The following is a 25,950-nucleotide window of genomic DNA, read 5'->3' on the forward strand; positions in this document are numbered from 1 at the left end:
GGCGCCGTATCGACTGGGCGCCTGGCGCGCCGCCGAAGGAACCTCATGACCGACATTCTGAAGGACGCCCGCGAGGCGTTCGAACTCGCGCGCGACCACGAGGCGGAGAACCGGCGCGAGGCGCTGGACGACATCCGCTTCGCGCGGCTAGGCGAGCAGTGGCCGGCCAAGATCCGCCGCGACCGCGAACTGGACGGCCGGCCATGCCTGACGATTAACCGGCTGCCGGCCTTCATCCGCCAGGTGGTCAACGACGCGCGCCTGAACAAGCCGGTCATCGTCTGCCATCCGGTCGACAGCGGGGCCGATCCCGAGACGGCGGAAATCTTCAATGGCCTGATCCGCAACATCGAGCAGAGTTCGGACGCGGAGGTCGCCTACGACACCGCGCTGGACTTCGCGGTCACCGGGGGCTTCGGCTACTTCCGGATCAACACCCGCTATGCGCGCGACGACGCCTTCGACCAGGACCTGGTGATCGAGCGGGTGGCCAACCCGTTCTCGATCTACGGCGATCCGGCCTCGAGCGCGGCCGACTCATCGGATTGGAACACCGCCTTCGTGGTCGACACGATGTCGAAGGACGAGTTCGCGGCGCGCTGGAAGGGTGCACAGCCTGTGGATTGGGAGGCCGACGCTTATGCGGGTCTCGGCGGGCCCTGGGTCGAGGGCGAGCGGGTGATGGTCGCTGAATACTGGCGGCGCGAGGCGGTGGTTCGGCAGATCGTCGCCCTGTCCGACGGCCAGGTCGTGACGCTGGAGGTCTATGAGAAGCAGAAGGCGTTGTTCGACGCGATCGGCGCCCAGGTGGTGGGCCAGCCTCGTCCCGTGGCGAGCCACAAGGTCGTACAGCGGATCATGACCGGCGCCGAGGTGCTGGAGACCGTCGACTGGGCCGGCAAGTACATCCCGATCGTGCCGGTCTACGGCGAGGAACTGCATGTCGACGGCAAGCGCCGGCTGCGCAGCCTGGTGCGGGACGCCAAGGATCCGCAGCGCATGTTCAACTACTGGCGCACCACCTCGACCGAGCTGGTGGCGCTGGCGCCGAAGACGCCGTTCATCGGGCGCAAAGGCGCATTCGAGACCGATGCGGCCAAGTGGGCGACGGCGAACGTCCAGACCCATGCCTTCATCGAGTACGACGGGCCCGAGCCGCCGCAACGCCAATCGTTCGCCAGCACGCCCGTGGGAGCCATCCAGGAAGCGCTGCACGCCGGCGACGACATGAAGAACATCATGGGGCTGCACGACGCCAGCCTGGGCGCGAGGTCCAACGAGACGTCAGGCCGGGCGATCATGGCGCGGCAGCGGGAAGGGGACGTCTCGACCTTCCACTACATCGACAATCTGAGCCGGGCGATCCGGCACGCGGGCCGCATCCTTATCGACCTGATCCCGAAGGTCTATGCGACGCCGCGGGTGCTGCGGGTGCTGGGCCCGAGCGGCGACGCGCAGATGGCTCCGGTCAACCAGCGCTTCGCCGCGCAGGTCGCCGACGCGGCGGGACAGATCCGCAAGATCGAGAAGATCTACGACCTGGGCGCGGGAAAGTATGACCTGACGGTTCGGTCGGGGCCGAGCTTCACCAGCCGTCGTGAAGAGGCCGCGACGCAGATGATCGAGCTGATCCGCGCCTACCCGCCGGCAGCGCCGATGATCGGCGATCTGCTGGCCAAGAACCTGGATTGGCCGGGCGCCGACGAGATCGCCAAGCGGCTGGCGGCGATGCTGCCGGCGCCAATAAAGGGGCCGCCGCCGGAGATCGAACAGGCCAAGGCGCAGATGGGCAAGCTGGTCCAGGCGCTGCAGGCCGCCAACGCCAAAATCGCGGCCCTGGAGCAGGACCGCGCCCATGAGGCGCGAAGGCTGGAGATCGAGGCCTTCGAGGCCGAGACAAATCGGATGCGGACTGTCGCCAAAGACGCGGGGTGAGCCCGGCCGACAAGATCGGAGCCGCTTACTCCGCCCGATGCCTGGGACGTCGACGCCCGGCGACCGAATATTCCCAAACGAGTGAGGCCTGATGGCGAATTCTCTGAAGGACATCCTGCTGACGCCGTTGGACCTGAGCGCCGCGCTGCAGTGGAAGAGCCGAGCGCCCTTGCCTGAAACCAAGCCGGCTCCAGGCGGGACGCGGGTGCAAATGCGCAGTTACGACATCGTTGAAAGTAAGAGCGGCGTTAGGTTGCCGCCGATCATAGAGAGAGCTCTACCTGATCATGCGTACGTCCAATACGACGACGGGCGGGATCGGCTCATTGCACGAGGCGGTCCTTCGAAGGCGGGCGGCTTCATCAATGACGCCGTTGGCGGAAGGCTTCGGGTGGTCGGCGAGGTCACGCCAGCGGTGCGCAGCATCGACAATGGGCAGGGCACGAAGCTGATCTCGGAGACGTTCATTCCGGGCAGGACAGCACGGGAAGTGGCCAGACCGGCCGAGAGGATCGCCGCTGGGGTCAATCGTGGCCAGAACCTCTACGGGGCCCGGACAAACTCGAACAGCTTCGCCGGCGACGCGCATGAGGCGTCTACGGGGCGTCGGCCTGGCGCTCCACAGCTTTGGGGGCACAACACCCGCTTGGGCGACGGCGAACTGCCGCTCGATCTTCAGCGTGCGCGAAAGCTCCTTGGACCGGGCCTGGGCTCCACAGGCCTGGGCCTAGCGATCTCCAAGGTCGCCGACGACGTGGGCGAGCGATTGGGCGGTCGAAGCCTATACGGCTACTGAGCGGTCTCGGTCGCCTTAGACGGCAGAGCGGCGAGGATCAGCAGCATGGCCATCCCGCCGCTGACGACCCCGAACAGCGCAAGCATGATGAGCAGCATGGCGCCGAATTCATCGTGACCGAACACTCCGCTCAACAGTCCCATCAAGCCGAGCAAGGCCGCGGCGATGATCGTCGGCGTTGTGAGGATCCATAGGGCAATACGTTTGACCCGATTTCCTCGGACGCGGCCGGATACGGCCTTGATCAAGGTGACGGCCGTCGCGATCACGAGGGCCGCCAAGCCGGACGTCCAAAGTTGAAAGGCAGGCGCGCCGCTTTGCTCCACCGGCGCCCAAAATATCATCGAGAACAAGGCGATGAACGCAGCTGCGCAGAGTAGCGGGACGTGGAAAGGCTTCATCTGTCGCGTCCTGACACGTCGAGAACAAGCGGCTCGCGCGCGCTTGTGTTTTCGTATTGTTCTATCACCCGCGGCCGAAGCTCGACAAGTGGAGGTTGCTTTTCGACGGTCGCGGCGCGTGCGTCCGCGCTGACTTCTGCTGCTTCGCCGACCGACCTGGCGCGGGCCGACCCGCCCGATAACAGCCTCGCAAACCCGAGGCGGCACCCCGAGGACAAATATGCAAACAGACGACGCGTCGATTTTCGGCGGGCTTTCGCGTGCCCAGATGGCGGGCGAGGCGCCGGACCTGCAAGACGAGACCGAAGAGGTCGAACATGAAGGGCGCTTCTACCGCATCCCGCGCGCGCTCTCGGGGGCCTTCATGGCCAACGCCGACTACGCCCGCAAGCTGCAGGAACTGACCGAGGGCCGTCAGGGTGTGGACCGCGACCGCCAAGGCTTGGCCCTGCAGGCCGAGCTGATGCAGGCCACGCTGGCCGACCGCGCCAACCTGGCGGCGATCGACAGCCAGCTCGAGGACTTGGAGGGCGTCGATTGGGACGCGTTTGGCGAGGAAGATCCGCAGACCGCCCAGATCCTCTGGGCGCAGTATCAGCGTCTGGCTGAAGCCCGCGAGCGTTTCGCCTGGTCGCTGACCCAGAACGAGCATCGCGCCCGCCAGCAGGCCGAGCGCGAGGTGGCGGAGCAGATGATGGCGACCGGCAAGGTGCTGGCTGCCGAAATCGATGGCTGGTCGCCGGAAGTCGCGACCAAGTTGGTCGAGTACGCCGCCGCGTTCGGTGTGACGCTGGATGAACTGCGCGAGGTCGCGGATCCGCGGCTCTGGAAGATCCTGCATCGGGCCCACCTCGGCGACGAAGCGGCCAAGCGCCAGGAAGCCATGCGGCAGACCGAGCAGCTGCAGGCGGTTCGCCCTGCGGTACAGGTCAGCGGCGCGGGCGCCTCCGGCGGCGGTGTGCGCGACGAACTGGGCACCCGTGAGTGGATGCAGCGCCGCAACGACCAAGCTCTGCGGGGGCGTTGATGGCCGGAGCGGCGATACTGACCCGGCAAGACCAGGCCGCCTTGGCTAGCGCGCCGCGCAAGGGCGACTACCTGACGCCTCGGCAACGGGCCTTCGATGACGAGCGGCGGCGCGTATCTCGAGACAACGCGTGGATGGCCATTCCTGCACTCGCGCCGGCGGCGGCGATCGCCGCCGTCGAGGGCGTGCGCTGCGCTCGTGAATGAGGTCAGCAAGGAAGGGCAGGGGATCGGCCGTGTTCTTCCGCCTTGCGCGCCACCCACGACAGCGAAGGACGGCTCCTAAAAATGGAGGCGCTATGGGACACCTATACCGTTCGCATCGAACCGGCCGAGCCCGAGCCCACGCACCTGGCTCGGCTGACCTCAGATCGTGCGGCAACACCTGTCGAAGGGCCCGCGCCGCCCGGGCTGGCTGATCGGACTTTGATGGAGATGTCGCAGCATATCGACGACGCCGATCCCAATCCCTATTCAGGCTATCGCCGGCCAGGGGTCCTGCAGCCCGGTTCTGGTCCGGGCTGATCAACGGGATCAAGCCCGGCAAGCGCCGGAACATCTAGACCGCGACGGCGCCCGCCGGCGCCCTTTCTCACAACCTACCGAAGTTCACGGGACCGCCGCTGGCCGTCCTGCGCTTCGGCGTGCCTATCGAAAAGGACAGTATGGCCAATACGCTGCTTTCCCCCACCTCGGTGACCCGTGAGGCGCTGCGGGTGCTGCATCAGAAACTCAACTTTGTCGGCTCGATCACCCGCGAGTACGACGACAGCTTTTCGCGCCAGGGCGCCAAGATCGGCGACACCCTGAAGGTCCGGCTGCCGAACCAGTACACAGTTCGCAGCGGTGCGAACCTTGCGGCTCAGGAGACCTCTGAGACCAGCGTCGATCTGAAGGTCGACAACCAGAAGGGCGTCGACCTGAACTTCACCTCGGTCGACCTGACTCTGTCGCTCGACGACTTCTCGGAGCGGATCCTGGAACCGGCGATGTCGGTGCTGGCGGCGACCATCGAGGCCGACGCCATGAGCATGTACCGCAAAGTCTGGAACCAGGTGGACAACCAAGGCTCGCCGGCGACGTTCGCCAAGGTGCTTCAGGGGCGCAAGATCCTGGTCGACAATCTGGCGCCGCTGGCCGGTCGGACCTGCAATCTCAACACCCAGGACAATGTCGATCTCGTCGACGCCCTGAAGGGCCTCTTCAACGACCGCGCGACGATCTCGCGCCAGCACCGCGAAGGCTTCATGGGCCGCACCGCCGGCTTCGACTTCATGGAGAACACGCTGTGGCCGTCGCACGTGCGCGGCGCGGCGGTCGCCACCGGCTACCTCATCAACGGCGCCAACCAGACGGGCGCGACCTTGACCGTCGATACCGGCACGACCGCCCCGATCGAAGGTGATGTCTTCACGATCCAGGGCGTCTATCGGGTGCATCCCGAGACGAAGGCCACGACCGGCACCCTGCAGCAGTTCGTTGTCGGGCCGGCGGCGACCGCCACCTCGTGGAGCATCTCGCCAGCGATTGTCACGACCGGCGCCGGCCAGAATGTCAGCAACGCCCCGGCCGACAACGCGCCGGTGACCATCGCGGGGACCGCCTCCGCTCCGCACGGCATCTCGATGGCTTATCACAAGAGCGCCTTCGCCTTCGCCTCGGCCGACATGGTCATGCCGAGAGGCGTGGACTTCGCGGCGCGGGAGGTGTTCGACGGCGTCTCGATGCGGATCGTACGCCAGTACGACATCAACAGCGACAAGTTCCCCTGCCGGCTGGACGTGCTCTACGGCTACAAGGCGCTGCGCCCGCAACTGGCCTGCCGCCTGGCCAATCGCCTGCCGACCTAGTTCGAGCTGCGCCTCGGCGGGCGTTTCGCCGCCCCGCCGAGGCCCGCCTGATCGGCGAGAGCGCGAGCACATTCCTGATGACCCTATCCACCTATGGCGAGCTGACGTCGGCGATCGCCGACTGGCTCGAGCGGGCTGACCTGGCGCCGCGAATTCCGGACTTCATCCGGTTGGCGGAAAGCCAGATCGACCGCGTGCTGCGCGAGCGCGAGATGACGCGCCGGGCAAGCGCGCCGATTGGCGATCCGCTGTCGGCGGCTCCGAGCGACTTGCTCGAGGTGCGCAGTCTCGTCTTGAGCGACGGCTTAGAGCGTTGGCGGTTGACGCCTGCGCCATTGGAGCTGCTGGACGCGGCTGCATCCGAGGAGGCTGGGCGACCCCGTTTCTGGGCCCTGGTCGGCGGCGAGCTTCGCTATCATCCCGCGCCAGACCGCGAATATACGGCGACGCTGACCTACTACGTACGCGTCCCGCCCCTGGGCGACGGCCGGCCGACCAACTGGCTGCTGGTCGCGCACCCGGACCTCTACCTATTCGGCGCCCTCAAGGAAGCCGCGCCGTTCCTGCGCGATGCGTCCCTGACCGCCACGTTCGAGACCAAGTACCGAACCGCCGTGGAGGAGCTGCGCCAAGCACGCCGAACCTCGGTCGGCCCGCTGCGGACGGAGCCCGAACTGCATCGGCCGGCCGCGTTCGCCCTTCCGACTGACTAGAGCGATCAACGAGGATCCATGGCCGCCTTCAACAAGATCAATGCCTTCGTCGAGCACCTGGCGGAGAAGGTGCACAACCTGCAGAGCGATACGCTCAAGGTGATGTTGACCAATACGACGCCGCTGGCGACCAACAGCGTGAAGGCGGACCTGACCGAAATCTCGGCCGGCAACGGCTATGTGGCCGGCGGCGCCCAGGCGACTGTCGCAAGCTCAACGCAATCGTCCGGCGTCTACAAGCTGGTCCTGGACGACGTCGTGTTCACAGCCTCGGCCGGTTCGATCGGCCCCTTCCGCTACGCCGTGCTCTATAACGACACGCCGACCTCGCCGGCAGACCCGCTCATCGGCTGGTATGACTACGGCTCGTCGATCACGCTCGCCGACACCGAGACGCTGACCATCGATTTCGATGCGACGAACGGCGTCCTGACCCTGGCCTAGGTCGGTGGCGATTGCGCTGACACCCGTTGGTTCAGGGGTCAAAATCCAGAACGCGACGGGGGCGGTCGAGGTCACGCTGATCCGGGCCGTTCCGAGCGGCAAGGTGCTGGTGCTGGCGGCCTACGCCACGTCGATCGTCACCTTGACCGGTGTCACCGACGACAAGTCGAACAGTTACACCGCCCAGAGCGCTGCAAACTCCGCGCAGGGAAACGGCTATTGGGTCCACGCATCGGTGGCGACCGGCCTGGCGGCGGGCGACAAGATTTACGCCGCGTTTTCGGGGACGGCGTCTCGGCGGTTTGTCGTGGCGCTCATGGTGGACGGTGCGGCGGCCAGCTACATCGACGCCCAAGGCTCGCCCGCGCAGACGGGAACCGGCGCTGCCCCGATCGTGAATACCGGACCGCAGGCCCAGGCGGGCGAAACTGTGCTGTCCTGGCTGTTCGTGACCTCGCCGGCGGCGACGATCACCGAGGATGCGTCGTGGTCGTTCCAAGATGAGGTCATCGCCGACAATCGAAAGTTCCACGTCGCCGCCAAGGCGATGGCGACGACGGCGGCGGACACCTATGCGCCAACGCTAAGCGCCAGCCAGAGCTGGTCAGGGAACTGGCTTGCGATCAAGGCGGCGAGCGCGAGCGGTCCTACGCTGACCGCTGCAGCCGGGGGCCTGGCGCTTGCCGGCAAGGCCGCCACGACGAAGGCGACGCGCCAGCTGCCGACAATGGCGCGCAGCTGCACCTTGGCCAGGATCAATGCGGCGGTTCGCCGGGGCTATCGTGTGAGGGCGGACGCGCGCGGCTACCCTCTCACGGGGCATGCGACCGCGCCTAGGCGAGGCCTGCGCCTGACTGGAGCGTCGACGTCATTCGCACTGGAGGGGTTCGCCGCGACGCTGCCTCGCACGATTGCAGGGCGCATGGTCAGCGCGGTGTTCGCGAACGTCAGCCTCACCGGCCGCCAGGCCGGGGCGAGGGCGAGGCGAAAGCTGCGCACGACGGTCGAGAGCTACCCTTGGGCGCGCCTCGCCGCCGGCCTGCGTTGGTCGCGCCGGATAGTCGCGATGTCGGGGGCATTCTCGTTCGCTGGTGCTGCGATTGACTGGGGCTGGACGCACATTCTGAAGCCCGAACGTGCGAGCGTCGGTCACACCGGGTGGTCGGCGAAGCTGCGCTACAGCGGCGAACAGGGCTGGCAGCCCATCCCAGGCGCGCCCGACAGGTGGGCGCCCATGTCCAGCCCATCAGAAACATGGACGCCGGTCGGCGACACCCCGGAAGTCTGGAGCTGAACCATGCTGATCGCGCCGGTCGATCTAAAGACGGATCCGTTACCCTTTTACCATGCCGTGGCCGACGCGCTCCGCGAGCTGCAGCAACCCAATAAGCCGGTGACCGTCGCCGCTGTGCCCAAGGCCAGCCTGCCGCCGGCTGGGCGCTGGCCCAACGGAGTCCTGCGGGTCTCCGATCTCGACATCCTCGCCGTTTCGAACGGCGTCGCCTGGATCAGGCAAGACACTGGAGGACCGATCTGATGCCTTCGACCTATACGTCGCGCTTGCGCCTGAATCTTCAGTCGCCGGGTGACAGCCTCAACACCTGGGGCTCAGTCCTCAATTCCAGCGTCTTCCAGCTGCTGGAAGATACGACGGCCAAACGCGTCGCGTTCGCGCTGTCGGGGGCCAAGACGCTGACGACGGCGAACGGCTCCGACGATGAGGCCCGCTGCGCGTTCCTCGACGTCACCAGCGGCTCGGGCGGCACGATTACCATCCCGGCGGTCGAGAAACTCTACGTCGTGCGCAACGGGGCGTCAGGCGATGTGACCGTGACGACCGGTGGCGGCGCCGTTGGGCTGGTGAAGCCGGGCGAGGCGGTGCTGGTGACATGCGACGCGGCGAACGTGCGGCGTGTGCAGGCTACGGACATGGCGGGCGGGCGGCTGACGGACTTGGGAGCGCCGGTGAACAACACCGACGCGGCCACGAAGTCCTATGTCGACGCGCAAGCCTTCGGCGGCGTGGATCTGCCAGGGCAGGGGGTGGGAACCGTCGCGCGGTTCATCCAGTCCGATGGCGCGAACGCCACATGGCAGCCGGTTGAGATCGCGGACGTTACCGGCTTGGCTGCGGCGCTGACGCCGGCTTCGACGTCGCAAACCATTGACGGGGTGTTGACAGACAGATTCATTCCGCCGGCGGGGCTGTTCGGCGCGGTCGCCCCAATCTCCGTGGCCTATGCCGCGACCGTCACATTGGACCTCGATGCTGGCGTCAATTTCGACATTGGCGCGCTGGCAGGAAATCTGACCCTGGCGAACTTCGCGAACGCCAAGCCGGGGCAGAGCGGGACTATTCGGCTGGTGCAGGACGCGACGGGGGGGCGCGTGCTTTCGGTCGGTTCCAACTTGAAGAGGCCAGGCGGCGCCCTGTCGCTGACGCCGACCGCCCATGCAAGCGACCGACTCTACTATTTCGTCTGGTCGAGCTCCTACATCGACATTTCGCCAGCTCGGAACTTCAGCTGATGTTTCCATTTCCGGTCGCGCCGATCGCGAGTTCCGACGTCTTCGGCCAGTGGGAGAAGACGACGGCGGGCACGACGACGTTTGTGGTTCCGGCGGGAGTCTACGCCATCTCCGCAGTTGTTGTAGGTGGGGGGAGCTGTGGTCGTGGCGGTGATCCGTTCGAAGGCGGCGCTGGCGGCGGGTTGCATTGGCGCAATGATGTGCCGGTGCTGCCAGGTGAGTCGCTGGATATCATCGTTGGCCGCGGCGGGATCTATGGCAGCCCCAATGCTGCAGGGCTGGAGAGCTATGTTGCGCGTGGCGCCACATTCCTTTTGCGCGCGGGCGGCGGCAATCTCGCAACGCTCGTTGGGCTTACCTATGCCGGAACACTTGGCGGTGGCGGTGGCAATGGCGGTAAGGGCGGGGCCGCCTTCGGCGGCGGCGACGGCGGCCTCGGCGGCGGTGCTGGCGGTTACGGTGGAGCCGGTGGCAACGGGGAAAACTATTCGACCGCCAGTGGCGCGGGGGCCAACCTGCCTCCGGGTGGGGCGTCCGACGGCGCCGGTCGCGGCGGCTCGACGCCAGGCGGCCCGAACGATATTGCGGGCGGATGGCAATTCCGAAATGGCGAGGGCGTCGGACTACATGGTCTGACCGGCGCCTACGGCTCTGCAATCGGGACGCAGTGCGGGAACGGATCATTCGCCTTCGACGCGCGCCCCGGCGGCGTTCGAATTGTCTGGGGGGGGGGGCGCAGCTATCCGAGCAATGCGAGGGATATCTGATGCGCGTTCCGCTCAAGCTCCCTCCGGGCCTGCGCTCGGATGACACCACCTATGCGGCGTCCGGCCATTGGGCCGACAGCGACAACGTGCGGTTCGTCGAAGGCTTTCCGCAGTCGATCGGCGGCTGGGAGAGTCTGACCGCGAGCCTGCTTGCAGGCGTTTGCCGGACAGCATTCCAGTGGACTGATGCGCAACCGACCCTCAACGTCGCCTTTGGCACGCACTCGGCGTTGCAGATCTGGGTTGGCGGCGGGCTTTACGACGTCACACCGACGCTGGCGATGCCAGCCTTCGCGCTGATCGGCGCCGACGCCGTGGTCACTAACGGGGCGCCGACCATCACCGCCGTAAAGACGGCCCACGGCCTGACGAGCGGCGACAGCGTCGTGATCAGCGGCGGAATCGCCGTCGGCCGCCTGGTCCCCGCCGGTCCCTACACAGTCACGGTTACCGACGCGAACACCTTCACGATCACCGCCGGAGCGAATGCGCAGCTCTCAAAGACGCTGGGGAACAATCCGCTGGCGGTGACCAACGGCTCGCCGAGCGTCACTGTGACCGAGGCCGGCCACAACATCAGTAGCGGGACCAGCGTCACGGTCAGCGGCGCGTCGGCGGTCGGCGGGATCACACCGAACGGGACCTTCGTCGCCACGCGCATCGACGCCAATAGCTACAAGTTCAACTTCACCTCCGGCGCGACGAGCACGGCCACTGGCGGTGGAGCGGCGGTCGCGGTGGCGGTTCCGGCCACGGGCGGGATAGGCATGACCTTCGCCCCGCAAGCGGCCTTCGCTACTGGCGCGATCGATGGCACGGGCGGGGCCGGCTATGGCACCGGAGCCTATAGCGTCGGCGGCTACAGCGAATCGTCTACTGCCGACTTTTTCCCGCGCACCTGGGCCCTGGCTGCGTGGGGCCAGCAACTGGTCGCCAATCCGCGCGGCGGGACGATCTACAGTTGGGCCAACGTCACGGCCGACAACGTGGTCCCGCTGACCAACGCTCCGACCAAGGTGATGTACATGCTGGTCGCGCCGCAGGACATGGTCTTCGCGCTCGGCTGCAATCAGGAGGTCTCCGGCGCCTTCGATCCGCTCTGTATCCGTCACTCCTCGGTGCGCAAGAATACCGAGTGGCATACGGCGGCGGGGACGACGGCGCGGGAATATGTGCTGCCGGGGGGCGGACGCATTGTCGCCGGTCGGGTGATCGGCTCCAGCCTGCTGGTCTGGACCAATCACAGCCTGTTCCTCGGGACTTACATTGGCTCTTTGGCCCAGCCCTGGCGCTTCGACCGTGTCGCCGCGAACTGCGGTCTGATCGGGCCGAACGCCGCGGTCGTGGTCAACCAAGCCGCCTACTGGCTGGGTGTTGACGGCCAGTTCTACCGCTATGGCCTGGGCGGCGGCGTCGAGCCGATCCCGTGTCCGATCCGCGACGATCTCTTCAACAACATCGCGGTCTCGCAGGCGGACAAGATCACCGCCTCCTCGACCTCGCGCTTCAGCGAAGTCCGTTGGGATTACCCCGACGCCCGCGATGGAACCGAGAACAGCCGCTACGTGGCGCTCTCGTTGGTCGGGCAGGGCTGGTATCGCGGCAAGATGGCCCGCACCGCGATGGTGGACGCCGGTCCTTCTCAGGACCCCATCGGCGTGACTGCGGCGGGGAAGGTCTACTGGCACGAGCGCGGCCAGGCCGCGGACGGCCAGGCGCTTGCCTGGTCGATTGAAACCGCGGACCAGTACGTCAGCGAGGAGCAGACCGCGCTCGTGCGTGGCATCTGGCCGGACATCATGCGCCAGGTCGGACCGGTGAACGTGTCGATCGTCAGCCGTTTCAAGCCGCAGGGCGACGAGACGACCAAGGGGCCGTTCCCGATGGTCGCCGATCAGGACCGGGTGGACTTTCGGGCCAGCGGACGGCTCTTCCGGGTCCGGTTCCAGGGATCGTCGCTGCCGAGCTTCGCGCGGTTTGGTCAGATCGCCGTCGAATTGGCGCTCGCTGGGGAACGTTGACCTATCTCGATTGGCTAAGGCCGGCGCTCACTGACGCGACCGTTGACGAGTTGATCGCCGAGCTCGCGTCGGGCAGGGCCCAACTCTGGCTCGGTGAGCGTGGGGCGCTGGTCACGGAACTCGTCGGGCAGGACGGCGAGCGATGCCTGCACATCTGGCTCGCGGGCGGACGTCTGGAAGACATCCTCGGCTTGCGACCGGGACTCGAGGCCTGGGCCCGCGGGCAGGGCTGCACATGCATCACGATCGACGGGCGGCCCGGCTGGATCCGGATGCTGCGTCGACATGGCTACCGCCTGTCAGGGCGCGAGCTCAAAAGGACACTTTGATGGGTAAGCGAAAATCCACCAGTCAAACGAGTACGAGCAGCACTTCATCTACGACACCGAACAATCCTGAGTGGGTGACGCACACGGCGCAAAGCCTGAACACGGGTATTCAAAGTTTCGGGGGCGCGGATCCGTACTCGCTCGTGGCGCCGCTCTCGGATCTTGAGCGTCAAGCGGCCGCTGGTGCGGCGCAACTGGGATCCGGCTTCGGCAGCGGCGCGCAAAAGGTCGGAGGCGACGAGTGGTTCGCAAACCTGCTGGCGCAGCCGACGCCGACGGTTGGCGCAGCGAGTCTGCTCGACAATCTAGATGCTTATCAGAACCCGTATCGCAGTCAGGTCGTAGATGCGGCGCTTGCAGACTATGACTATGGCGCGGACAGCACTCGCGCGACGCAGGACCTTGAGCTGGCGGGAAACAGCGCTTTCAACAGCTCCGGTTCGGCGCTGACGCGCAGCATGACTGAGCGTCAGCTCAACCAGGGCCGCAGCTCGGTCAGCGCCAACTTGCTCAAGGACATGTTCACGACGAGCGCGGGCTTGGCCAGCCAGGATGCGGATCGCCGGCAGCAGGCCTCTCTCGCCAACGCTCAGAACGCGCTTCAGGATCGGCAGATGCGTGGTCAGCTGGCGCTGGAGCGGGACAACTCATTGCGCGCCAACGTCGCCGCACAGTCGTCGCTCGGCGCGCAATTGCGCGGCGTGGATCAGCAGATCCGCAACGCGCCGATGACGCAGCTCGGCACTCAGATCGACATGTTCTCGGGACTGCCGTTGCAGTTGTTCCAGGGCCAGACCTCGACATCGACGGGAACGTCGAACAGCAAAACATCTCACACGCCGAGCTTCCTCGACATGCTTGGGCAGATCGCCGACATCGCCAGCACCGCGGCCTCCATCGGCAAGAAGCCGCCAGGAGCCACGTGAGATGTCCTTCAAATTGGGATCGACTCTCAAATCCACTTGGTCTCGGACTAGCCAGTATATGAATACGCCGCTGGAAGACGGACTGACCCGCGCCGATCATCTTCAGAAGATCAACAAGATACTGGCCGAACCGGCGTGGACTGGAGCCGCGCACGAAGCAGCTGACTTTCTGCCGCCGCCCGCATTGCCGTCGTCGCGAGGTGGGGGCGTCGGCGGCGTCGGCGGCAACCAAAGACGATGGTGGCGATCGTGACCGCATCTGACGACGCGACGAGCCTCGCGGAGGCGCTTCATCAAGCGCAGATCCTTACCCTGCGGCAGATCGGCGACAACGTCGCGGCGCAGACCAAGCGACTGGAGGGTCTCACCAGCAAGGTCGACGACGTCCGAGAACGCCTGGCGCGACTTGAGGCGCAAGAGGCCGGCAAACTGGTGGAGGCGCTGCGGGTTGAGCTTCGTGCTGCCCTTGGACGAATCGACCTGCTTGAAGCGCAGCGTGATCGCGTCGAAGGCGTCGCGGCGTTTTGGACCTGGCTGGCCCGTTGCGGACCGTGGCTCGCGGCCGGACTGGCGGCATTTGCAGCCGGCGTCGGGTTGCGTGCCGGCGGGCTCAAGTGATCAAAAATTTCCTAGGCCCCACACCGATGACATTGCGTACGTGGCTCAGCTTGGGCGGTATCGCGGCGATCGCGGTCTTGCTCGCTGCAATCTACTGGAAGGGCCGCAGCCACGGCGTCGACGTCGAGCGCCGTAAGACCGAGATCGCCCAGACGCGGGCTGAGACCGCAATGATCGAGGCTGAACTCGCGCGCGGAGCGGCTGCGCGCATGGACACGGTCGTTCGCCGCCAAGAGGACGGCGCGGCTCTTGCCCGTCAAAACTCCATCGAGGCCTTGAATGCAGAAGACGCTAAGGTGCCGCTTGCTGCTGAGCGGGCTGCTCGCCTGCACAATGCTGACCGCGAGCTGTGCGCGCTCGCGCCAAATCTGGACGGCTGCGCTTCCGCGCGTTGAGGTTCCTGATGCGGCCCGGCGCGCCTGCCGCCTGCATCAACTGCCGCCTAACCCGACGATCGGCGATCTCGAGGCAGGCTATGTGATCCGCGGATCAGACGTGGCCGCCTGCAATCTTGCGCGCCAGTTGGCGGTCGACACCCTGCTTGATCTGCAGAAGGCTTCCGCGCAGCGATGAATATCAAGCGATGGCGCGCGCGGTCACCTGTCGCACGTAGTCGCGAATATCGATCGGCCAGCCTTCGCTGAGGGTGAGAATGCGGTCTTGATCGCCCGCGTAGACGGCTCGCGTCGCCTCTTCGAAATCTCGGAGGTCGCCGGCCAGCGCGAACATGATGCGATGGGCGGCTTCCTGTGCTTGACGCTTGTCGTCGCCGCCCGACCTGCGGGCCTGATCGACTAGTCGGCGCAGGGCCGCTGAAGCGCCGCCCGGCTGGTTCGCAAGCCATTCCCAATGTGAGGGCAGGAGCGTGACTTCTCGGGCCGTGACGCCGAGCTTGGGTCGTCCACGTGCTGCAGCGCGGGGCGGTTGTTCAGGCGACGCCGCCAGACGCTCGAGTGCTTCGGTCAAACTGCCCCGTAGATCGAGTTCGACTTGCCAGCCAGACGTGTCGTTGAAGATCAATACGTGGGACTCGCCGGCATCGAAGGCAGACTTTACTGCCGGCGCGATGGCGGATAGCGACCCAGAGGCGAGCTTACGGGCGCCGGCGAATGCAGTATGCGTGTCGGACATCGTTCAAGCGTTTGTCACAAAATCACCCGGGCATAAATAGGAAGTGGGGGTGTTGCGAGCGTAGGTGATGCGCCATCGGGCGCGACAAAGGCAAGAATTGCCTCGACCGGCGGCTAGGATGACAACGACTCGGCCTGCCGTGCGGGCCTGTGCTTTCCTGGGGGCGTCAGCATGCGCATTTTCCTACGGGCCATTCTTCTCGCTTCGGCGTTGTCCGTGGCCGGCGTTGCGACGAACACCCTGGCGGCTACACCTGTCGCCCCTGTGCTCACGACTCCGGACGCCAAGGATGTGCGTTCTTACGCACGGCCGCTCGTCGCGCGGGTGACGCACGTTGATCTCGATCTGACGGCAGACTTCGATACGAAGACCGTGAGCGGGCAGGCCGCCATGGACGTGCTCGCGGCGCCCGGGGCCAAGGAGATCGTGCTCGATACGCTGGGGCTGACCGTCAGCAAGGTGACGGATGGGGCCGGACGTGATCTGGCCTGGAAGCTTGGCGCATCGGATACGGAGCTTGGGGCGCCGCTCACCGTGCAACTGAACGGCGCCAAGCGGATCGTGGTCCACTATGTATCCAGCCCTGGCGCGCGCGCGCTTCAGTGGCTGCCGCCGTCCCTGACTGCAGGGAAGGCCAAGCCCTACCTCTTCAGCCAAGGCCAAGACATCAACAACCGCAGCTGGATCCCGACGCAGGACAGCCCTGGGATTCGGCAAACCTGGACGGCGCGGATCGTTGTTCCGAGCGACCTCATTGCGGTGATGAGCGGCGCGCGCCTGACGCCGCACGGCGAGCCGGCGGGGGAGGGCAAGCACGCGTATCGCTTCCGGATGGACAACTCGGTGCCGCCGTATCTGATCGCCCTGGCCGTCGGCGACCTGACCTTCCAGGAGCTTGGCCCGCGCACTGGCGTCTACACCGAGCCGTCGATGATGGATCGGGCGGCGGCGGAACTGGTCGACACCGAGAAGATGGTGACTACCGCGGAGGCGCTCTACGGACCCTATCGCTGGGGCCGCTATGATGTCCTCGTGCTGCCGCCGTCGTTCCCCTTCGGAGGGATGGAGAACCCGACCCTCACCTTCCTGACCCCGACCTTCATCACCGGCGACCGGGCCAATGTCGGCCTCGTCGCGCACGAGTTGGCGCACAGCTGGTCCGGCAATCTGGTGACCAACGCGACCTGGCCGGACAGCTGGCTGAACGAGGGTTTCACGACCTATTTCGAGAACCGCATCATGGAGGCGCAGTACGGCGCGCCGCGGGCGCAGATGGAAGCCGATCTCGATTGGGACGGGATGCAGGCGGACATCGCCGAGGTCGGTGGTCCGACCGCCGAAGCCACCAAGCTCTACGGGGACGTCGGCGGGCAGCTGGCCTACTTCAAGGGCGCGACCTTCTTGCGGACGATCGAGAAGACGGTCGGGCGGGAGCGCTGGGACGCCTATCTGACCTCGTACTTCGAGCGCCACGCGTTCCAGCCGCAAACCACGGCCGGCTTCCTGAAGGACTTGCGCGCCAATCTCATCAAGGGCGACAAGGGTTTGGAGGAGAAGCTCCAGCTTGACCGCTGGGCGTACGCAGCTGGCCTTCCCGACAATGCGGTGCACGTCAAATCAGAGGCGCTTGCGCGCGTCGACGCCCAGGTCGCCGCATTCAAGCAGGGGGCTCCGGCATCGCAGCTGACGACATCGGCCTGGACGACCCAGGAGTGGTTGCGGTTCCTGAACAGCCTTCCGCGGCAGCTGTCGAAGGCGCAGCTCGACGACCTGGACGGAACCCTCAAGCTCTCCGCCTCGACGAACAGCTACATCCGATCGGCCTGGCTGGAGCTCGCGATCGCCAATCGATACGAACCGGCGGTTCCGGCCCTCGAAGAGTTCCTCACTTCGGTCGGTCGCGGGCTCTTCCTGCGCCCCCTCTACGCTGGCCTGATGAAGCAGGGCGACTGGGGCCGTCCGATCGCAGTTCGCATCTTCCAGGAAGCGAAACCGACATATCATCCGACCGTAGCGTCGAGTCTCGAACGTCTTGTGTCTGGCGGCTGACCGGAGCGGCGAATGCAAAATCTGATCGGCGTCCTTCTGGCCTTCGCGCTGACCGCCCCTGCGACGGCGCAGGATGGGAACGCGGAGTTCTTCGCGCGCAACGCGCAGGCCCCGGGCGTCAAGGCGATCCCGGGCATTCAGTACAAGGTCCTCAAGTCAGGACCTGAGACGGGCGCGCACCCGAAGCGGTCCTCCACGATCAAGGTGCGCTACGAGGGCAAGTTCCTTGACGGTCGCGTGTTCGACTCGTCGAAGAACGATCCTGAGGGTGCGGTGACGTTTCCGCTCGGCAAGCTGATCCCGGGCTGGGTGACCGTGCTGCCGCTCATGCGGCCAGGTGACGAGTGGGTGATCTACATGCCGCCAGAATACGCCTATGGGGCGGCGGGCAAGGATATGATCCCGGCCAACACGCCGCTCGAGTTCCGCATCGAACTTGTCGAGGTTGTCGACTAGGCGCGCGTCAGTTCCGCCACGAGCCACGCGCCGTGGACGAGGTCCGCCTTGTGCTCCCCTTCGATGAACACCGCGTCCTCCGGCTGGAGGCGATTGGCGTCCAATGAAGCCGAGGTGCGGGCGAGAAGGATGGTGACCTCCGCCTGCATGTGCAGCGTCGTCGGCGCATCGACTCTCCGAACGTGAGCGATCCAGCGGCCTCGCCGAACCATCACGTTGAAGTCGCGCACCGTTCCGCCGACGAGGGCGGCGAAGCAGGGCTCATCGCCCGGGAAAGCGAGCGGAGCGGCCGAGGTGTCGACTCTGACCGCCTTGCGTCCCTCGAACCGCAGTTCCAGGCCTGCCCCTTCAAGCACCGTGATCACGCGGTCGACGCGATCGAAACCTGAGAACGGCCCGTCCGAAGTCACCTCGGCGATGCTAGCGCGCCACTCGAAGTCGGGGAGCGATGCGCCTGAGGGCGAGGCGGCGACCTCCCAGGTGAGGCCTCCGCCGTTTTTCCATGGGGTCGGTGTGCGGTCTGCGGCGCGAAGAATACGCATCAGCCAAGGATGCCCGGCAGGTCGAGGGACTTCTCGCGCGCGACATCGAGCGCGATGTCGTAGCCGGCGTCCGCATGCCGCATCACACCGGTCGCCGGGTCGTTCCAGAGCACGCGTTCAATGCGCTTGGCTGCTGCGTCCGTGCCGTCGCAGACGATGACCATGCCCGCGTGCTGGGAGAAGCCCATCCCCACTCCGCCGCCATGGTGGAGCGAGACCCAGGTGGCGCCGGATGCGGTATTCAGCAGCGCGTTGAGCAGCGGCCAGTCAGAGACCGCGTCGGAGCCGTCGCGCATCGCTTCGGTCTCACGGTTGGGGGAGGCGACGGAGCCAGAGTCCAGATGATCGCGGCCGATGACGACCGGCGCCTTGAGCTCGCCGTTCGCGACCATCTCGTTGAAGGCGAGGCCGAGGCGGTGGCGATCGCCGAGCCCGACCCAGCAGATCCGGGCGGGCAGGCCCTGGAACTTGATCTTCTGGGCCGCCATGTCGAGCCAGTTGTGCAGATGGGCGTTGTCCGGGATGAGCTCCTTCACCTTGGCGTCGGTCTTGTAGATGTCCTCTGGATCCCCGGAGAGCGCGGCCCATCGGAAGGGGCCGACGCCGCGGCAAAACAGCGGGCGGATGTACGCAGGAACGAAGCCGGGGAAATCGAAGGCGTTGGCGACGCCCTCTTCCTTGGCCATCTGGCGGATGTTGTTGCCGTAGTCGACGGTCGGGACGCCGGCGGCCTGGAAGTCGAGCATCGCCTGGACGTGCTCGGCCATGGACGCGCGAGCGGCTTCCTCGACCTGTTTGGGATCTTGGTCGCGCATGGCGTACCAACGCTCGAGGCTCCAGCCTTTCGGCAGATAGCCGTTCACGGGGTCGTGGGCCGAGGTTTGGTCCGTCAGCAGGTCCGGCCGCACACCGCGCGCCAGCAATTTGGGTAGCAATTCAGCGGCGTTGCCCAGCAGTCCGACCGAGATCGGAGTCTTGTCGGCGCACGACTGCTCGATCCAGGACAGTGCCTCGTCGAGGTTGTCAGTCGAGCGATCGAGGTAGCCTGTGCGAAGGCGCATTTCGATGCTGGACGGCTGGCACTCGATGGCAAGGCAGGACGCGCCTGCCATGACCGCGGCGAGCGGCTGCGCTCCGCCCATGCCGCCCAGACCCGCGGTGAGCAACCAGCGGCCCGCCAGGTCGCCGCCATAGTGCTGGCGGCCCATCTCCACGAAAGTCTCGTAGGTGCCCTGCACGATGCCCTGAGCGCCGATGTAGATCCACGAGCCGGCGGTCATCTGGCCGTACATCGCCAGGCCCTTGCGATCGAGCTCGTTGAAATGGTCCCAGGTCGCCCAGCGAGGCACCAGGTTCGAGTTGGCGATCAGCACGCGCGGCGCATCTGCATGGGTGCGAAACACGCCCACCGGCTTGCCGCTCTGGACCAGCAGCGTTTGATCGTCTTCGAGGCGGCGAAGGGTCTCGACGATCTTGTCGAAGCTCTCCCAGTCGCGTGCCGCGCGTCCGATGCCGCCGTAGACCACCAACTCCTCAGGACGTTCGGCGACGTCGGGATGCAGGTTGTTCATCAACATGCGCAGCGGCGCTTCGGTCAGCCAGCTCTTGGCAGATAGATCGGTTCCGGTCGCGGGACGGATCAAGCGGGTCTTGTCGAGGCGGGTCATTTGGGTGCTCAGGCTTGGGCGAAGGCGATGCAGGCCTTCAGGGCGTTGGTCAGAACGGCGCGCATAGGCTCGGCCTGGATCGGCGAGTAGGGCGCGGGCCAGTTGGCGGGAGTCGGCGGCTCGGCTGGGTCGTCCATGTAGCCGCGGCAGGCGAGCTCCATCTGGATCGCGTGTACGCCGGCCTCGGGGCGGCCATAGTGCCGGGTGGTCCAGCCGCCTTTGAAGCGGCCGTTGGTCACCTGTGTGAACCGGGGACTTGTGCAGGCAGTCTCGACCGCTGCCGCAAGGCCTGGAGAGCAACTTGCACCGGAGTTGGTGCCGATATTGAAGTTGGGCAGCTCGCCTTCGAACAGTCGTGGAATGCGCGAGCGGATCGAGTGGGCCTCGTAGAGGACAACGGTTCTGTGAGCCTGCCTTATCCGCTCAATCTCTTGGGCCAGCATCGTATGGTAGGGCTCGAAGTAGGCGGTGCGGCGGCGGGCGATCTCGGCCTCGCTCGGCTCCCCGTGTCGGTAAAGCGGTTCACCGTCGAACGTCGTCGTCGGGCAAAGTTCGGTGGTGGCCTGGCCCGGATACAGCGAAGCGCCGGTGGGATCGCGGTTCACGTCGATGACGCTGCGGCTGATCGCTGTTCGGACGGTCGTCGCGCCCAGGTCCTGGGCGAAATCGTAGAGACGATGGATCCACCAGTCGGCGTCCTTCCGCGCCAGCCACGGGGACGTCAGCTGCGCTTCGACGTTGGCGGGAACATCCGTGCCCGTGTGGGGAAAGCTCAAAATCAACGGCGCCTCGCCGCGCCGAACCTCCAGCCAGTCCATCAGCCGACGCCCGGCAGGCCGACAGGGCCGGCGGCCGCGACGACGGCGCCCGAACGCACGAGGTCGTTCGCCGCCTGCATGTCGGGGTGGAAGTGGCGGTCATCACCGAGGTGCGGAACCCGCGCCCGCAGGGTGGCGCGGACAGCTTCGAGCGTCAGGCTTGACGCAAGATGGGTATGAAAGTCGCAGCCCTGGGCGCTGGCCAGCAGCTCGATCCCCAATACGCCGACGACGTTCTCCGCCATCCCCAGCAGCCGTCGCGCGCCATGCGCGGCCATCGAGACGTGATCTTCCTGGTTGGCGGAAGTGGGGATGGAGTCGACGCTGGCCGGATAGGCCCTTTGCTTGTTCTCCGACACGAGCGCGGCCGCGGTCACCTGCGGGATCATGAAGCCTGAGTTCAGGCCAGGCTTGGGCGTCAGAAACGCCGGCAGGCCCGAGAGCGCCGGGTCGACGAGCATGGCGACCCGGCGCTCGGAGAGTGATCCGATCTCGCAGATCGCCAGGGCGATCATGTCGGCGGCGAACGCGACCGGTTCGGCGTGGAAGTTGCCGCCCGATAGGGCCTCGTCCGTGTCCGGGAAGATCAGAGGATTGTCGGACACGCCGTTCGCCTCAGTCGCAAGCGTCGATGCCGCCTGGCGAAGAATGTCGAGCGCCGCGCCCATGACCTGGGGCTGGCAGCGGAGGCAGTAGGGGTCCTGCACCCGCTCATCGTCCCTCAGATGCGAGGCACGGATTGCAGAGCCGGCCATTAGCGAGCGAAGGGCGTCGGCCGTCTCGATCTGACCGGCGTGCCGGCGCAAGGCATGGATACGGTGATCGAATGGGGTGTCGGAGCCCTTCGCGGCCTCCGTCGACAGGGCGCCCGTGACGAGCGCGGTCTGGAACAGCAATTCGGCTTCAAACAGACCGGCGAGCGCGTTGGCCGTCGAGAACTGTGTTCCGTTCAGCAACGCCAGGCCCTCCTTGGGGCCAAGGGTGAGGGGGGCGAGACCAGCTTCGGCCAAGGCTTCGCGCGCGGGACGACGCGCGCCGGCAACGAAGATTTCCCCGACGCCGATCATGGTCGCGGCCATGTGCGCCAGCGGCGCCAGGTCGCCGGACGCACCTACGGACCCTTGCGCCGGAACGACAGGGGTCAGCCCCTTTGTCAGCATGGCTTCGAGCAGGGCTGTGGTGGCGGGCCGAACGCCGGAGGCTCCCTGCGCAAGGCTGGCGAGCTTGAGGGCGAGCATCAGGCGGATGACCGCGATTGGGGACGGCTCACCGACGCCGGCGGCGTGCGAGAGCACGATGTTCCGCTGCAAGGTCTCGAGGTCGGCGGCCTCGATGCGGACGCTGGCCAGTTTTCCAAAGCCGGTGTTGATGCCGTAGACGGGCTCGCCCTTGGCCAGGATGCGCTCGACGGCCGCGGCGCTTTGCGCGATCGCCGTCTCCGAAGCAGGGTCCAGACGCACTTCGGCGCCGCGATATATCTCGCGCCATTCGGCTAGGCTCACGTCGGCCGGGCGCAGCACCACACAGTTCATTTTCCGCTCCACACGCGCGCATGGAGCGGGTTGAACCCCATGCGATAGACAAGTTCGGCTGGGCGCTCGATGTCCCAGATGGCGAGATCGCAGGCCTTGCCGGACTCCAAGGTTCCGGTCTCGCCGAGCAGTCCAAGCGCGCGCGCGGCCTCACGGGTCACGCCGGCCAGACACTCGTCGACGGTCAGGCGAAACAGCGTGGCGGCCATGTTCATGGTCAGCAGCAGCGAGGTGAGGGGCGAGGTGCCCGGATTGCAGTCGCTCGCCAGGGCGATCGGCACGCCGGCGCCGCGCAGGTCGTCGATCGGGGGCAGGCGAGTTTCGCGGACGAAGTAGAAGGCGCCGGGCAGCAGGGTCGCGACGACGCCCGCGCGCGCCATCGCGGCGACCCCATCCAGATCCAGGTGCTCCAGGTGATCGGCCGAAAGGGCCCCGAACTGAGCTGCCAGGGCGGCTCCCTGCTGGTTCGAGAGCTGCTCGGCATGCAGCTTCACCGGCAGGCCGTGGGCGCGCGCGGCCTCGAAAACCCGGCGCGTCTGGGCGGGCGTGAAGCCAATGCCTTCGCAGAACGCATCGACTGCGTCGGCGAGGCCCTCAGCCGCGACGGCGGGAATCATGCGTTCGCAAACATGCTGGATGTAGCCGTCGGCGTCGCCCGACCACTCGGGCGGTAGGGCGTGCGCGCCGAGAAAGGTGGTGACGATCCGCGCCGGCCGCTCGGTCGCGAGCCGCCTGGCGGCGCGCAGACATTTGATTTCGTGCTCGAGCGACAGGCCGTAGCCGGACTTCACCTCGACGGTCGTCGCGCCTTCCGCGATCAGTGCGTCGAGGCGTGGCAGTGCGGCGGCCACGAGATCGTCTTCGCTTGCGGTCCGGGTGGCGCGCATCGTTGAGACAATGCCGCCTCCAGCGCGGGCGATGTCTTCGTAGGACGCCCCGGCGAGCCGCATCTCGAATTCCTGCGCGCGGTCGCCGCCGAAGACCAGATGCGTGTGCGGATCGATCAAGCCCGGCGTGATCCAACGACCTTCGCAGTCGACCGTTTCGTCAGGGGTTATCGCCGGGGCGTCCGCGGCGCGGCCGGCGTAAAGTATGCGGCCGTCGTGCGAGGCGATGACGCCGCCTTCGATCTCGCCGACTCCCGGGCGATCGGGCGCCAGAGTCGCCAGCCGGGCGTTGGTCCAGAGCCGGTCGCATCGCATGTTCGCCTCCTTCCCCTTTGCTCCAATTATGTATAGACATATGTCCGAGCGAGGAGGCTTGTCCAGTGGCTGATCACTCTCAAACGATCTGGTTCGAAAGCGCGTTGCTAGAGGCGGGCTGGGCGCGGAACGTCCGCCTGTCCGTGCGGGACGGCCTCATCGTGCGGGTCGAGACCGATGTTGAGCGCGATGCCGATGAGCAGGCCTATGGCCCGGCATTGCCGGGACTGCCGAACCTGCATAGCCACGCGTTTCAGCGGGGCATGGCGGGCCTTGCGGAGGTTCGCGGGCCGTCGGCTGACAGCTTCTGGACGTGGCGCGAAGTTATGTACCGATTCACCGAGCGTCTGCGTCCCGAAGACATGCAGGCGATCGCCGCGCAGGCCTATGTCGAGATGCTTGAGGGGGGCTTCACGCGAGTCGGGGAGTTTCACTACCTCCATCACGCCGCCGGCGGCGTTCCGTTCGACAGTCCGGCCGAGATGGCGCTGGCGATCGTCGCGGCGGCAGGGGAGAGCGGCGTAGGATTGACGCTGCTGCCGGTGTTTTACGCCCATGCGGGATTTGGCGGCGCGTCGCCGACGGCCGGGCAGGCGCGCTTCATCAACGATCTCGACACCTTCGCGCGCTTGCTTGAGGCCAGCCGGACCGCGGTCGCATCGCTGACCCACGGAGTCGTCGGCGTGGCGCCGCACAGCCTCCGCGCCGTGACGCCGGATGAACTAACGGCGTTGGCCCGCCTGGCAGGCGCGGCCCCGATCCATATCCACATCGCCGAGCAGACCAAGGAGGTTGACGATTGCCTCGCCTGGTCGCGGGCGAGGCCGGTTGAATGGCTGCTCGAGAATGCCCCTGTCGGCGAGAACTGGTGCCTCGTCCATGCCACTCACATGACCTTGGCCGAAACCCGCTCGATGGCCCGCAGCGGCGCGGTTGCGGGGCTTTGTCCGATCACTGAAGCCAATCTTGGCGACGGGATCTTTCCCGCAGTCGAGTTTCGGGCGGCGGGCGGTCGCTACGGCGTCGGCTCGGACTCCAACGTGCTGATCGATGCGGCCGAGGAACTGCGGCTGCTGGAGTACGGCCAGCGGCTGACCCGGCGCACCCGCAACGTGCTGGCCGCCGACGCCGGAAGCGCCACTGGGGCCGACATCTATCGCGCGGCCGCCTCCGGTGGCGCGCAGGCGCTCGGGCGAGGGGCGGCAGTGCTCGCCGAGGGCGCGCCAGCGGACATCGTCAGCCTTGATCCGAACCATCCGGCTCTGGCCGCACGCAGTGAGGACGCGGTCCTCGACAGCTACGTCTTCGCCGGCCGCAGGGACCTGATCGACGGCGTCTGGCGGGCGGGCGCGAAGCTAGTCACTAATGGCCGCCATCACCGGCGGGCCGAGATCGCGGTTCGCTATCGCAAGGCCCTGGAGTACGTGCTCGCGTGACCAAGCCCGCTTCCGTCGGGGAGGCCGATGCTCCGGCCGCCCTGCACCAACGGATCCGCACCGATATCGAGGCCAAGATTCTCTCGGGCGAACTGGGGCCGGGAGATCGAATCCCGTTCGAGCATGAGCTGACGATCCAATACGGATGTTCGCGCATGACAGTCAGCAAGGCGATCTCCGCCCTGGCAGAGGCCGGACTGATCGAGCGTCGACGTCGCGCCGGTTCATTCGTGGCGCGACCACGTGTGCATTCGGCGGTTCTCGATATTCCGGATCTGCGCGCCGAAATCGAAGGTCGCGGCCAGGCCTACCGGTTCGAGTTGATCGCCTGTGTTCAGCGCGCCGCCGACGGCGCTGATGAGGCGGAACTCGCCGGCGGACGCACGCTGTTGGCGCTGCGCGGCGTGCACTTCGCCGACACGAGGCCGTTTTCGCTGGAGGATCGGCTGATCAGCTTGCGCGCGGCGCCAGAGGCGGCCCGCATCGACTTCGCTGAGATATCCCCCGGCGCCTGGCTGCTGGAGCACATCCCATGGACGGAAGCCGAGAACCGCATTTCGGCCCTCGCCGCGGATGCGGAAGCGGCGCGTCTGTTGGCGGTTCCACCGAAGACCGCCTGCCTGGCGGTCGAGCGCAGGACTTGGCGCGCTGGAGTCGGCGTCACGCGCGTGCGCCAGTTGTTCCCCGGTGAGGCCTACGATCTCGTCGCGCGGTTCGGGCCGTCGCGCGGCTGAGCTTGCCAAGACCGTCCGCCCGGGCGAA

General features: G+C 66.6%; 29 protein-coding genes. 22 read left to right on the forward strand and 7 right to left on the reverse strand.

Translation table 11 applies throughout. The features are described 5' to 3' along the window. Positions 1-45 precede the first annotated feature (45 nt). Positions 46-1,935, forward strand: coding sequence for a portal protein (locus AC1Q87_RS00345; protein ID WP_492607051.1), 1,890 nt, complete (start codon positions 46-48; stop codon positions 1,933-1,935). A gap of 91 nt (positions 1,936-2,026) precedes the next feature. After that, entirely contained in the window at positions 2,027-2,731 is a 705-nt protein-coding gene (locus AC1Q87_RS00350) for a hypothetical protein (protein WP_492607052.1), read from the forward strand. Here AC1Q87_RS00350 and AC1Q87_RS00355 read toward each other — a convergent pair. Then, positions 2,725-3,132, reverse strand: coding sequence for a hypothetical protein (locus tag AC1Q87_RS00355; RefSeq protein WP_492607053.1), 408 nt, complete (start codon positions 3,130-3,132; stop codon positions 2,725-2,727). The two genes, AC1Q87_RS00350 and AC1Q87_RS00355, sit on opposite strands and share 7 nt — an antisense overlap. 268 nt (positions 3,133-3,400) lie before the next feature. Here AC1Q87_RS00355 and AC1Q87_RS00360 point away from each other — a divergent pair, with 268 nt between their 5' ends. The 16 genes from AC1Q87_RS00360 (at position 3,401) to AC1Q87_RS00435 (ending at position 14,750) form a co-directional block, all read left to right on the forward strand. Beyond that, complete coding sequence (locus AC1Q87_RS00360; RefSeq protein ID WP_492607054.1) at positions 3,401-4,159, forward strand: hypothetical protein; 759 nt, start codon at positions 3,401-3,403, stop codon at positions 4,157-4,159. Further along, positions 4,159-4,365, forward strand: coding sequence for a hypothetical protein (locus tag AC1Q87_RS00365; RefSeq protein WP_492607055.1), 207 nt, complete (start codon positions 4,159-4,161; stop codon positions 4,363-4,365). Before AC1Q87_RS00360 ends, AC1Q87_RS00365 begins: the two co-directional genes overlap by 1 nt. Before the next feature lie 42 nt (positions 4,366-4,407). Beyond that, positions 4,408-4,683 (forward strand): hypothetical protein, encoded by a 276-nt coding sequence (locus AC1Q87_RS00370; RefSeq protein WP_492607056.1) that lies wholly within the window; start codon positions 4,408-4,410, stop codon positions 4,681-4,683. 140 nt (positions 4,684-4,823) lie between these two features. Continuing rightward, the gene (locus tag AC1Q87_RS00375; protein ID WP_492607057.1) at positions 4,824-6,008 is read left to right on the forward strand and encodes a P22 phage major capsid protein family protein; all 1,185 of its coding nucleotides are present in this window, start codon (positions 4,824-4,826) and stop codon (positions 6,006-6,008) included. Positions 6,009-6,085: 77 nt separating this feature from the next. Then, positions 6,086-6,721 (forward strand): phage adaptor protein, encoded by a 636-nt coding sequence (locus AC1Q87_RS00380; RefSeq protein ID WP_492607058.1) that lies wholly within the window; start codon positions 6,086-6,088, stop codon positions 6,719-6,721. Between the two features lie 18 nt (positions 6,722-6,739). Continuing rightward, positions 6,740-7,165 carry a hypothetical protein gene (locus AC1Q87_RS00385; protein WP_492607059.1) on the forward strand — a complete coding sequence of 142 codons (426 nt, stop codon included), beginning with the start codon at positions 6,740-6,742 and terminating at the stop codon, positions 7,163-7,165. A gap of 4 nt (positions 7,166-7,169) precedes the next feature. After that, positions 7,170-8,459: a hypothetical protein gene (locus tag AC1Q87_RS00390; protein ID WP_492607060.1), complete on the forward strand. Its 1,290-nt coding sequence runs from the start codon at positions 7,170-7,172 to the stop codon at positions 8,457-8,459. Positions 8,460-8,462: 3 nt separating this feature from the next. Further along, positions 8,463-8,702 carry a hypothetical protein gene (locus tag AC1Q87_RS00395; RefSeq protein WP_492607061.1) on the forward strand — a complete coding sequence of 80 codons (240 nt, stop codon included), beginning with the start codon at positions 8,463-8,465 and terminating at the stop codon, positions 8,700-8,702. Next, the gene (locus AC1Q87_RS00400) at positions 8,702-9,694 is read left to right on the forward strand and encodes a hypothetical protein (RefSeq protein WP_492607062.1); all 993 of its coding nucleotides are present in this window, start codon (positions 8,702-8,704) and stop codon (positions 9,692-9,694) included. The genes AC1Q87_RS00395 and AC1Q87_RS00400 overlap by 1 nt, the downstream gene beginning before the upstream one ends. Beyond that, complete coding sequence (locus AC1Q87_RS00405) at positions 9,694-10,461, forward strand: hypothetical protein (protein ID WP_492607063.1); 768 nt, start codon at positions 9,694-9,696, stop codon at positions 10,459-10,461. Before AC1Q87_RS00400 ends, AC1Q87_RS00405 begins: the two co-directional genes overlap by 1 nt. Beyond that, positions 10,461-12,482, forward strand: coding sequence for a hypothetical protein (locus AC1Q87_RS00410; RefSeq protein WP_492607064.1), 2,022 nt, complete (start codon positions 10,461-10,463; stop codon positions 12,480-12,482). The genes AC1Q87_RS00405 and AC1Q87_RS00410 overlap by 1 nt, the downstream gene beginning before the upstream one ends. Further along, on the forward strand, positions 12,479-12,811 hold the full coding sequence (locus AC1Q87_RS00415) for a hypothetical protein (RefSeq protein ID WP_492607065.1): 333 nt from the start codon (positions 12,479-12,481) through the stop codon (positions 12,809-12,811). The genes AC1Q87_RS00410 and AC1Q87_RS00415 overlap by 4 nt, the downstream gene beginning before the upstream one ends. Next, positions 12,811-13,737, forward strand: coding sequence for a hypothetical protein (locus AC1Q87_RS00420; RefSeq protein WP_492607066.1), 927 nt, complete (start codon positions 12,811-12,813; stop codon positions 13,735-13,737). The genes AC1Q87_RS00415 and AC1Q87_RS00420 overlap by 1 nt, the downstream gene beginning before the upstream one ends. 58 nt (positions 13,738-13,795) lie before the next feature. Next, positions 13,796-13,990: a hypothetical protein gene (locus AC1Q87_RS00425; protein ID WP_492607067.1), complete on the forward strand. Its 195-nt coding sequence runs from the start codon at positions 13,796-13,798 to the stop codon at positions 13,988-13,990. Beyond that, entirely contained in the window at positions 13,978-14,355 is a 378-nt protein-coding gene (locus AC1Q87_RS00430) for a hypothetical protein (RefSeq protein WP_492607068.1), read from the forward strand. Before AC1Q87_RS00425 ends, AC1Q87_RS00430 begins: the two co-directional genes overlap by 13 nt. A gap of 50 nt (positions 14,356-14,405) precedes the next feature. Next, entirely contained in the window at positions 14,406-14,750 is a 345-nt protein-coding gene (locus tag AC1Q87_RS00435) for a hypothetical protein (RefSeq protein ID WP_492607069.1), read from the forward strand. A gap of 181 nt (positions 14,751-14,931) precedes the next feature. Here the strand turns inward: AC1Q87_RS00435 and AC1Q87_RS00440 are convergent, their stop codons facing one another. After that, positions 14,932-15,486: a DUF2239 family protein gene (locus tag AC1Q87_RS00440; protein ID WP_492607070.1), complete on the reverse strand. Its 555-nt coding sequence runs from the start codon at positions 15,484-15,486 to the stop codon at positions 14,932-14,934. A 171-nt stretch (positions 15,487-15,657) separates the two neighbouring features. Between AC1Q87_RS00440 and AC1Q87_RS00445 the strand changes: the two genes are divergently transcribed. Continuing rightward, positions 15,658-17,535, forward strand: a complete 1,878-nt coding sequence (locus AC1Q87_RS00445; protein WP_492607071.1) for a M1 family metallopeptidase — start codon at positions 15,658-15,660, stop codon at positions 17,533-17,535. Positions 17,536-17,547: 12 nt separating this feature from the next. Beyond that, entirely contained in the window at positions 17,548-17,991 is a 444-nt protein-coding gene (locus AC1Q87_RS00450; RefSeq protein ID WP_492607072.1) for an FKBP-type peptidyl-prolyl cis-trans isomerase, read from the forward strand. Here the strand turns inward: AC1Q87_RS00450 and AC1Q87_RS00455 are convergent. From AC1Q87_RS00455 to hutI, 5 genes are read right to left on the reverse strand one after another with little or no spacing between them, the layout of a single operon-like run. Then, entirely contained in the window at positions 17,988-18,533 is a 546-nt protein-coding gene (locus AC1Q87_RS00455) for a HutD/Ves family protein (RefSeq protein WP_492607073.1), read from the reverse strand. The two genes, AC1Q87_RS00450 and AC1Q87_RS00455, sit on opposite strands and share 4 nt — an antisense overlap. Beyond that, on the reverse strand, positions 18,533-20,200 hold the full coding sequence (gene hutU / locus AC1Q87_RS00460; RefSeq protein WP_492607074.1) for a urocanate hydratase: 1,668 nt from the start codon (positions 20,198-20,200) through the stop codon (positions 18,533-18,535). Before hutU ends, AC1Q87_RS00455 begins: the two co-directional genes overlap by 1 nt. 8 nt (positions 20,201-20,208) lie before the next feature. After that, positions 20,209-21,018, reverse strand: coding sequence for an N-formylglutamate deformylase (hutG, locus tag AC1Q87_RS00465; RefSeq protein ID WP_492607075.1), 810 nt, complete (start codon positions 21,016-21,018; stop codon positions 20,209-20,211). Then, positions 21,018-22,550: a histidine ammonia-lyase gene (gene hutH, locus AC1Q87_RS00470; protein WP_492607076.1), complete on the reverse strand. Its 1,533-nt coding sequence runs from the start codon at positions 22,548-22,550 to the stop codon at positions 21,018-21,020. Before hutH ends, hutG begins: the two co-directional genes overlap by 1 nt. Next, positions 22,547-23,752 (reverse strand): imidazolonepropionase, encoded by a 1,206-nt coding sequence (hutI, locus tag AC1Q87_RS00475; RefSeq protein ID WP_492607077.1) that lies wholly within the window; start codon positions 23,750-23,752, stop codon positions 22,547-22,549. The genes hutH and hutI overlap by 4 nt, the downstream gene beginning before the upstream one ends. Before the next feature lie 65 nt (positions 23,753-23,817). Here hutI and AC1Q87_RS00480 point away from each other — a divergent pair, with 65 nt between their 5' ends. Both AC1Q87_RS00480 and hutC read left to right on the forward strand, forming a co-directional pair. Next, entirely contained in the window at positions 23,818-25,188 is a 1,371-nt protein-coding gene (locus tag AC1Q87_RS00480) for a formimidoylglutamate deiminase (protein ID WP_492607078.1), read from the forward strand. Then, entirely contained in the window at positions 25,185-25,922 is a 738-nt protein-coding gene (hutC, locus tag AC1Q87_RS00485; RefSeq protein WP_492607079.1) for a histidine utilization transcriptional repressor HutC, read from the forward strand. Before AC1Q87_RS00480 ends, hutC begins: the two co-directional genes overlap by 4 nt. The last annotated feature ends 28 nt before the right edge of the window (positions 25,923-25,950 follow it).

It is taken from the genome of Phenylobacterium sp. GW823-FHT02A09 (assembly GCF_058797775.1).

What these genes read in the sequence shown, in the direction of transcription:
- AC1Q87_RS00345 (WP_492607051.1), top strand. Translation starts at nt 46, where the DNA reads ATGACCGACATTCTGAAGGACGCCCGCGAGGCGTTCGAACTCGCGCGC.
- AC1Q87_RS00350 (WP_492607052.1), top strand. Translation starts at nt 2,027, where the DNA reads ATGGCGAATTCTCTGAAGGACATCCTGCTGACGCCGTTGGACCTGAGC.
- AC1Q87_RS00355 (WP_492607053.1), bottom strand. Translation starts at nt 3,132, where the DNA reads ATGAAGCCTTTCCACGTCCCGCTACTCTGCGCAGCTGCGTTCATCGCC.
- AC1Q87_RS00360 (WP_492607054.1), top strand. Translation starts at nt 3,401, where the DNA reads ATGGCGGGCGAGGCGCCGGACCTGCAAGACGAGACCGAAGAGGTCGAA.
- AC1Q87_RS00365 (WP_492607055.1), top strand. Translation starts at nt 4,159, where the DNA reads ATGGCCGGAGCGGCGATACTGACCCGGCAAGACCAGGCCGCCTTGGCT.
- AC1Q87_RS00375 (WP_492607057.1), top strand. Translation starts at nt 4,824, where the DNA reads ATGGCCAATACGCTGCTTTCCCCCACCTCGGTGACCCGTGAGGCGCTG.
- AC1Q87_RS00380 (WP_492607058.1), top strand. Translation starts at nt 6,086, where the DNA reads ATGACCCTATCCACCTATGGCGAGCTGACGTCGGCGATCGCCGACTGG.
- AC1Q87_RS00385 (WP_492607059.1), top strand. Translation starts at nt 6,740, where the DNA reads ATGGCCGCCTTCAACAAGATCAATGCCTTCGTCGAGCACCTGGCGGAG.
- AC1Q87_RS00395 (WP_492607061.1), top strand. Translation starts at nt 8,463, where the DNA reads ATGCTGATCGCGCCGGTCGATCTAAAGACGGATCCGTTACCCTTTTAC.
- AC1Q87_RS00400 (WP_492607062.1), top strand. Translation starts at nt 8,702, where the DNA reads ATGCCTTCGACCTATACGTCGCGCTTGCGCCTGAATCTTCAGTCGCCG.
- AC1Q87_RS00405 (WP_492607063.1), top strand. Translation starts at nt 9,694, where the DNA reads ATGTTTCCATTTCCGGTCGCGCCGATCGCGAGTTCCGACGTCTTCGGC.
- AC1Q87_RS00410 (WP_492607064.1), top strand. Translation starts at nt 10,461, where the DNA reads ATGCGCGTTCCGCTCAAGCTCCCTCCGGGCCTGCGCTCGGATGACACC.
- AC1Q87_RS00420 (WP_492607066.1), top strand. Translation starts at nt 12,811, where the DNA reads ATGGGTAAGCGAAAATCCACCAGTCAAACGAGTACGAGCAGCACTTCA.
- AC1Q87_RS00425 (WP_492607067.1), top strand. Translation starts at nt 13,796, where the DNA reads ATGAATACGCCGCTGGAAGACGGACTGACCCGCGCCGATCATCTTCAG.
- AC1Q87_RS00440 (WP_492607070.1), bottom strand. Translation starts at nt 15,486, where the DNA reads ATGTCCGACACGCATACTGCATTCGCCGGCGCCCGTAAGCTCGCCTCT.
- AC1Q87_RS00445 (WP_492607071.1), top strand. Translation starts at nt 15,658, where the DNA reads ATGCGCATTTTCCTACGGGCCATTCTTCTCGCTTCGGCGTTGTCCGTG.
- AC1Q87_RS00450 (WP_492607072.1), top strand. Translation starts at nt 17,548, where the DNA reads ATGCAAAATCTGATCGGCGTCCTTCTGGCCTTCGCGCTGACCGCCCCT.
- AC1Q87_RS00455 (WP_492607073.1), bottom strand. Translation starts at nt 18,533, where the DNA reads ATGCGTATTCTTCGCGCCGCAGACCGCACACCGACCCCATGGAAAAAC.
- hutU (WP_492607074.1), bottom strand. Translation starts at nt 20,200, where the DNA reads ATGACCCGCCTCGACAAGACCCGCTTGATCCGTCCCGCGACCGGAACC.
- hutG (WP_492607075.1), bottom strand. Translation starts at nt 21,018, where the DNA reads ATGGACTGGCTGGAGGTTCGGCGCGGCGAGGCGCCGTTGATTTTGAGC.
- hutH (WP_492607076.1), bottom strand. Translation starts at nt 22,550, where the DNA reads ATGAACTGTGTGGTGCTGCGCCCGGCCGACGTGAGCCTAGCCGAATGG.
- hutI (WP_492607077.1), bottom strand. Translation starts at nt 23,752, where the DNA reads ATGCGATGCGACCGGCTCTGGACCAACGCCCGGCTGGCGACTCTGGCG.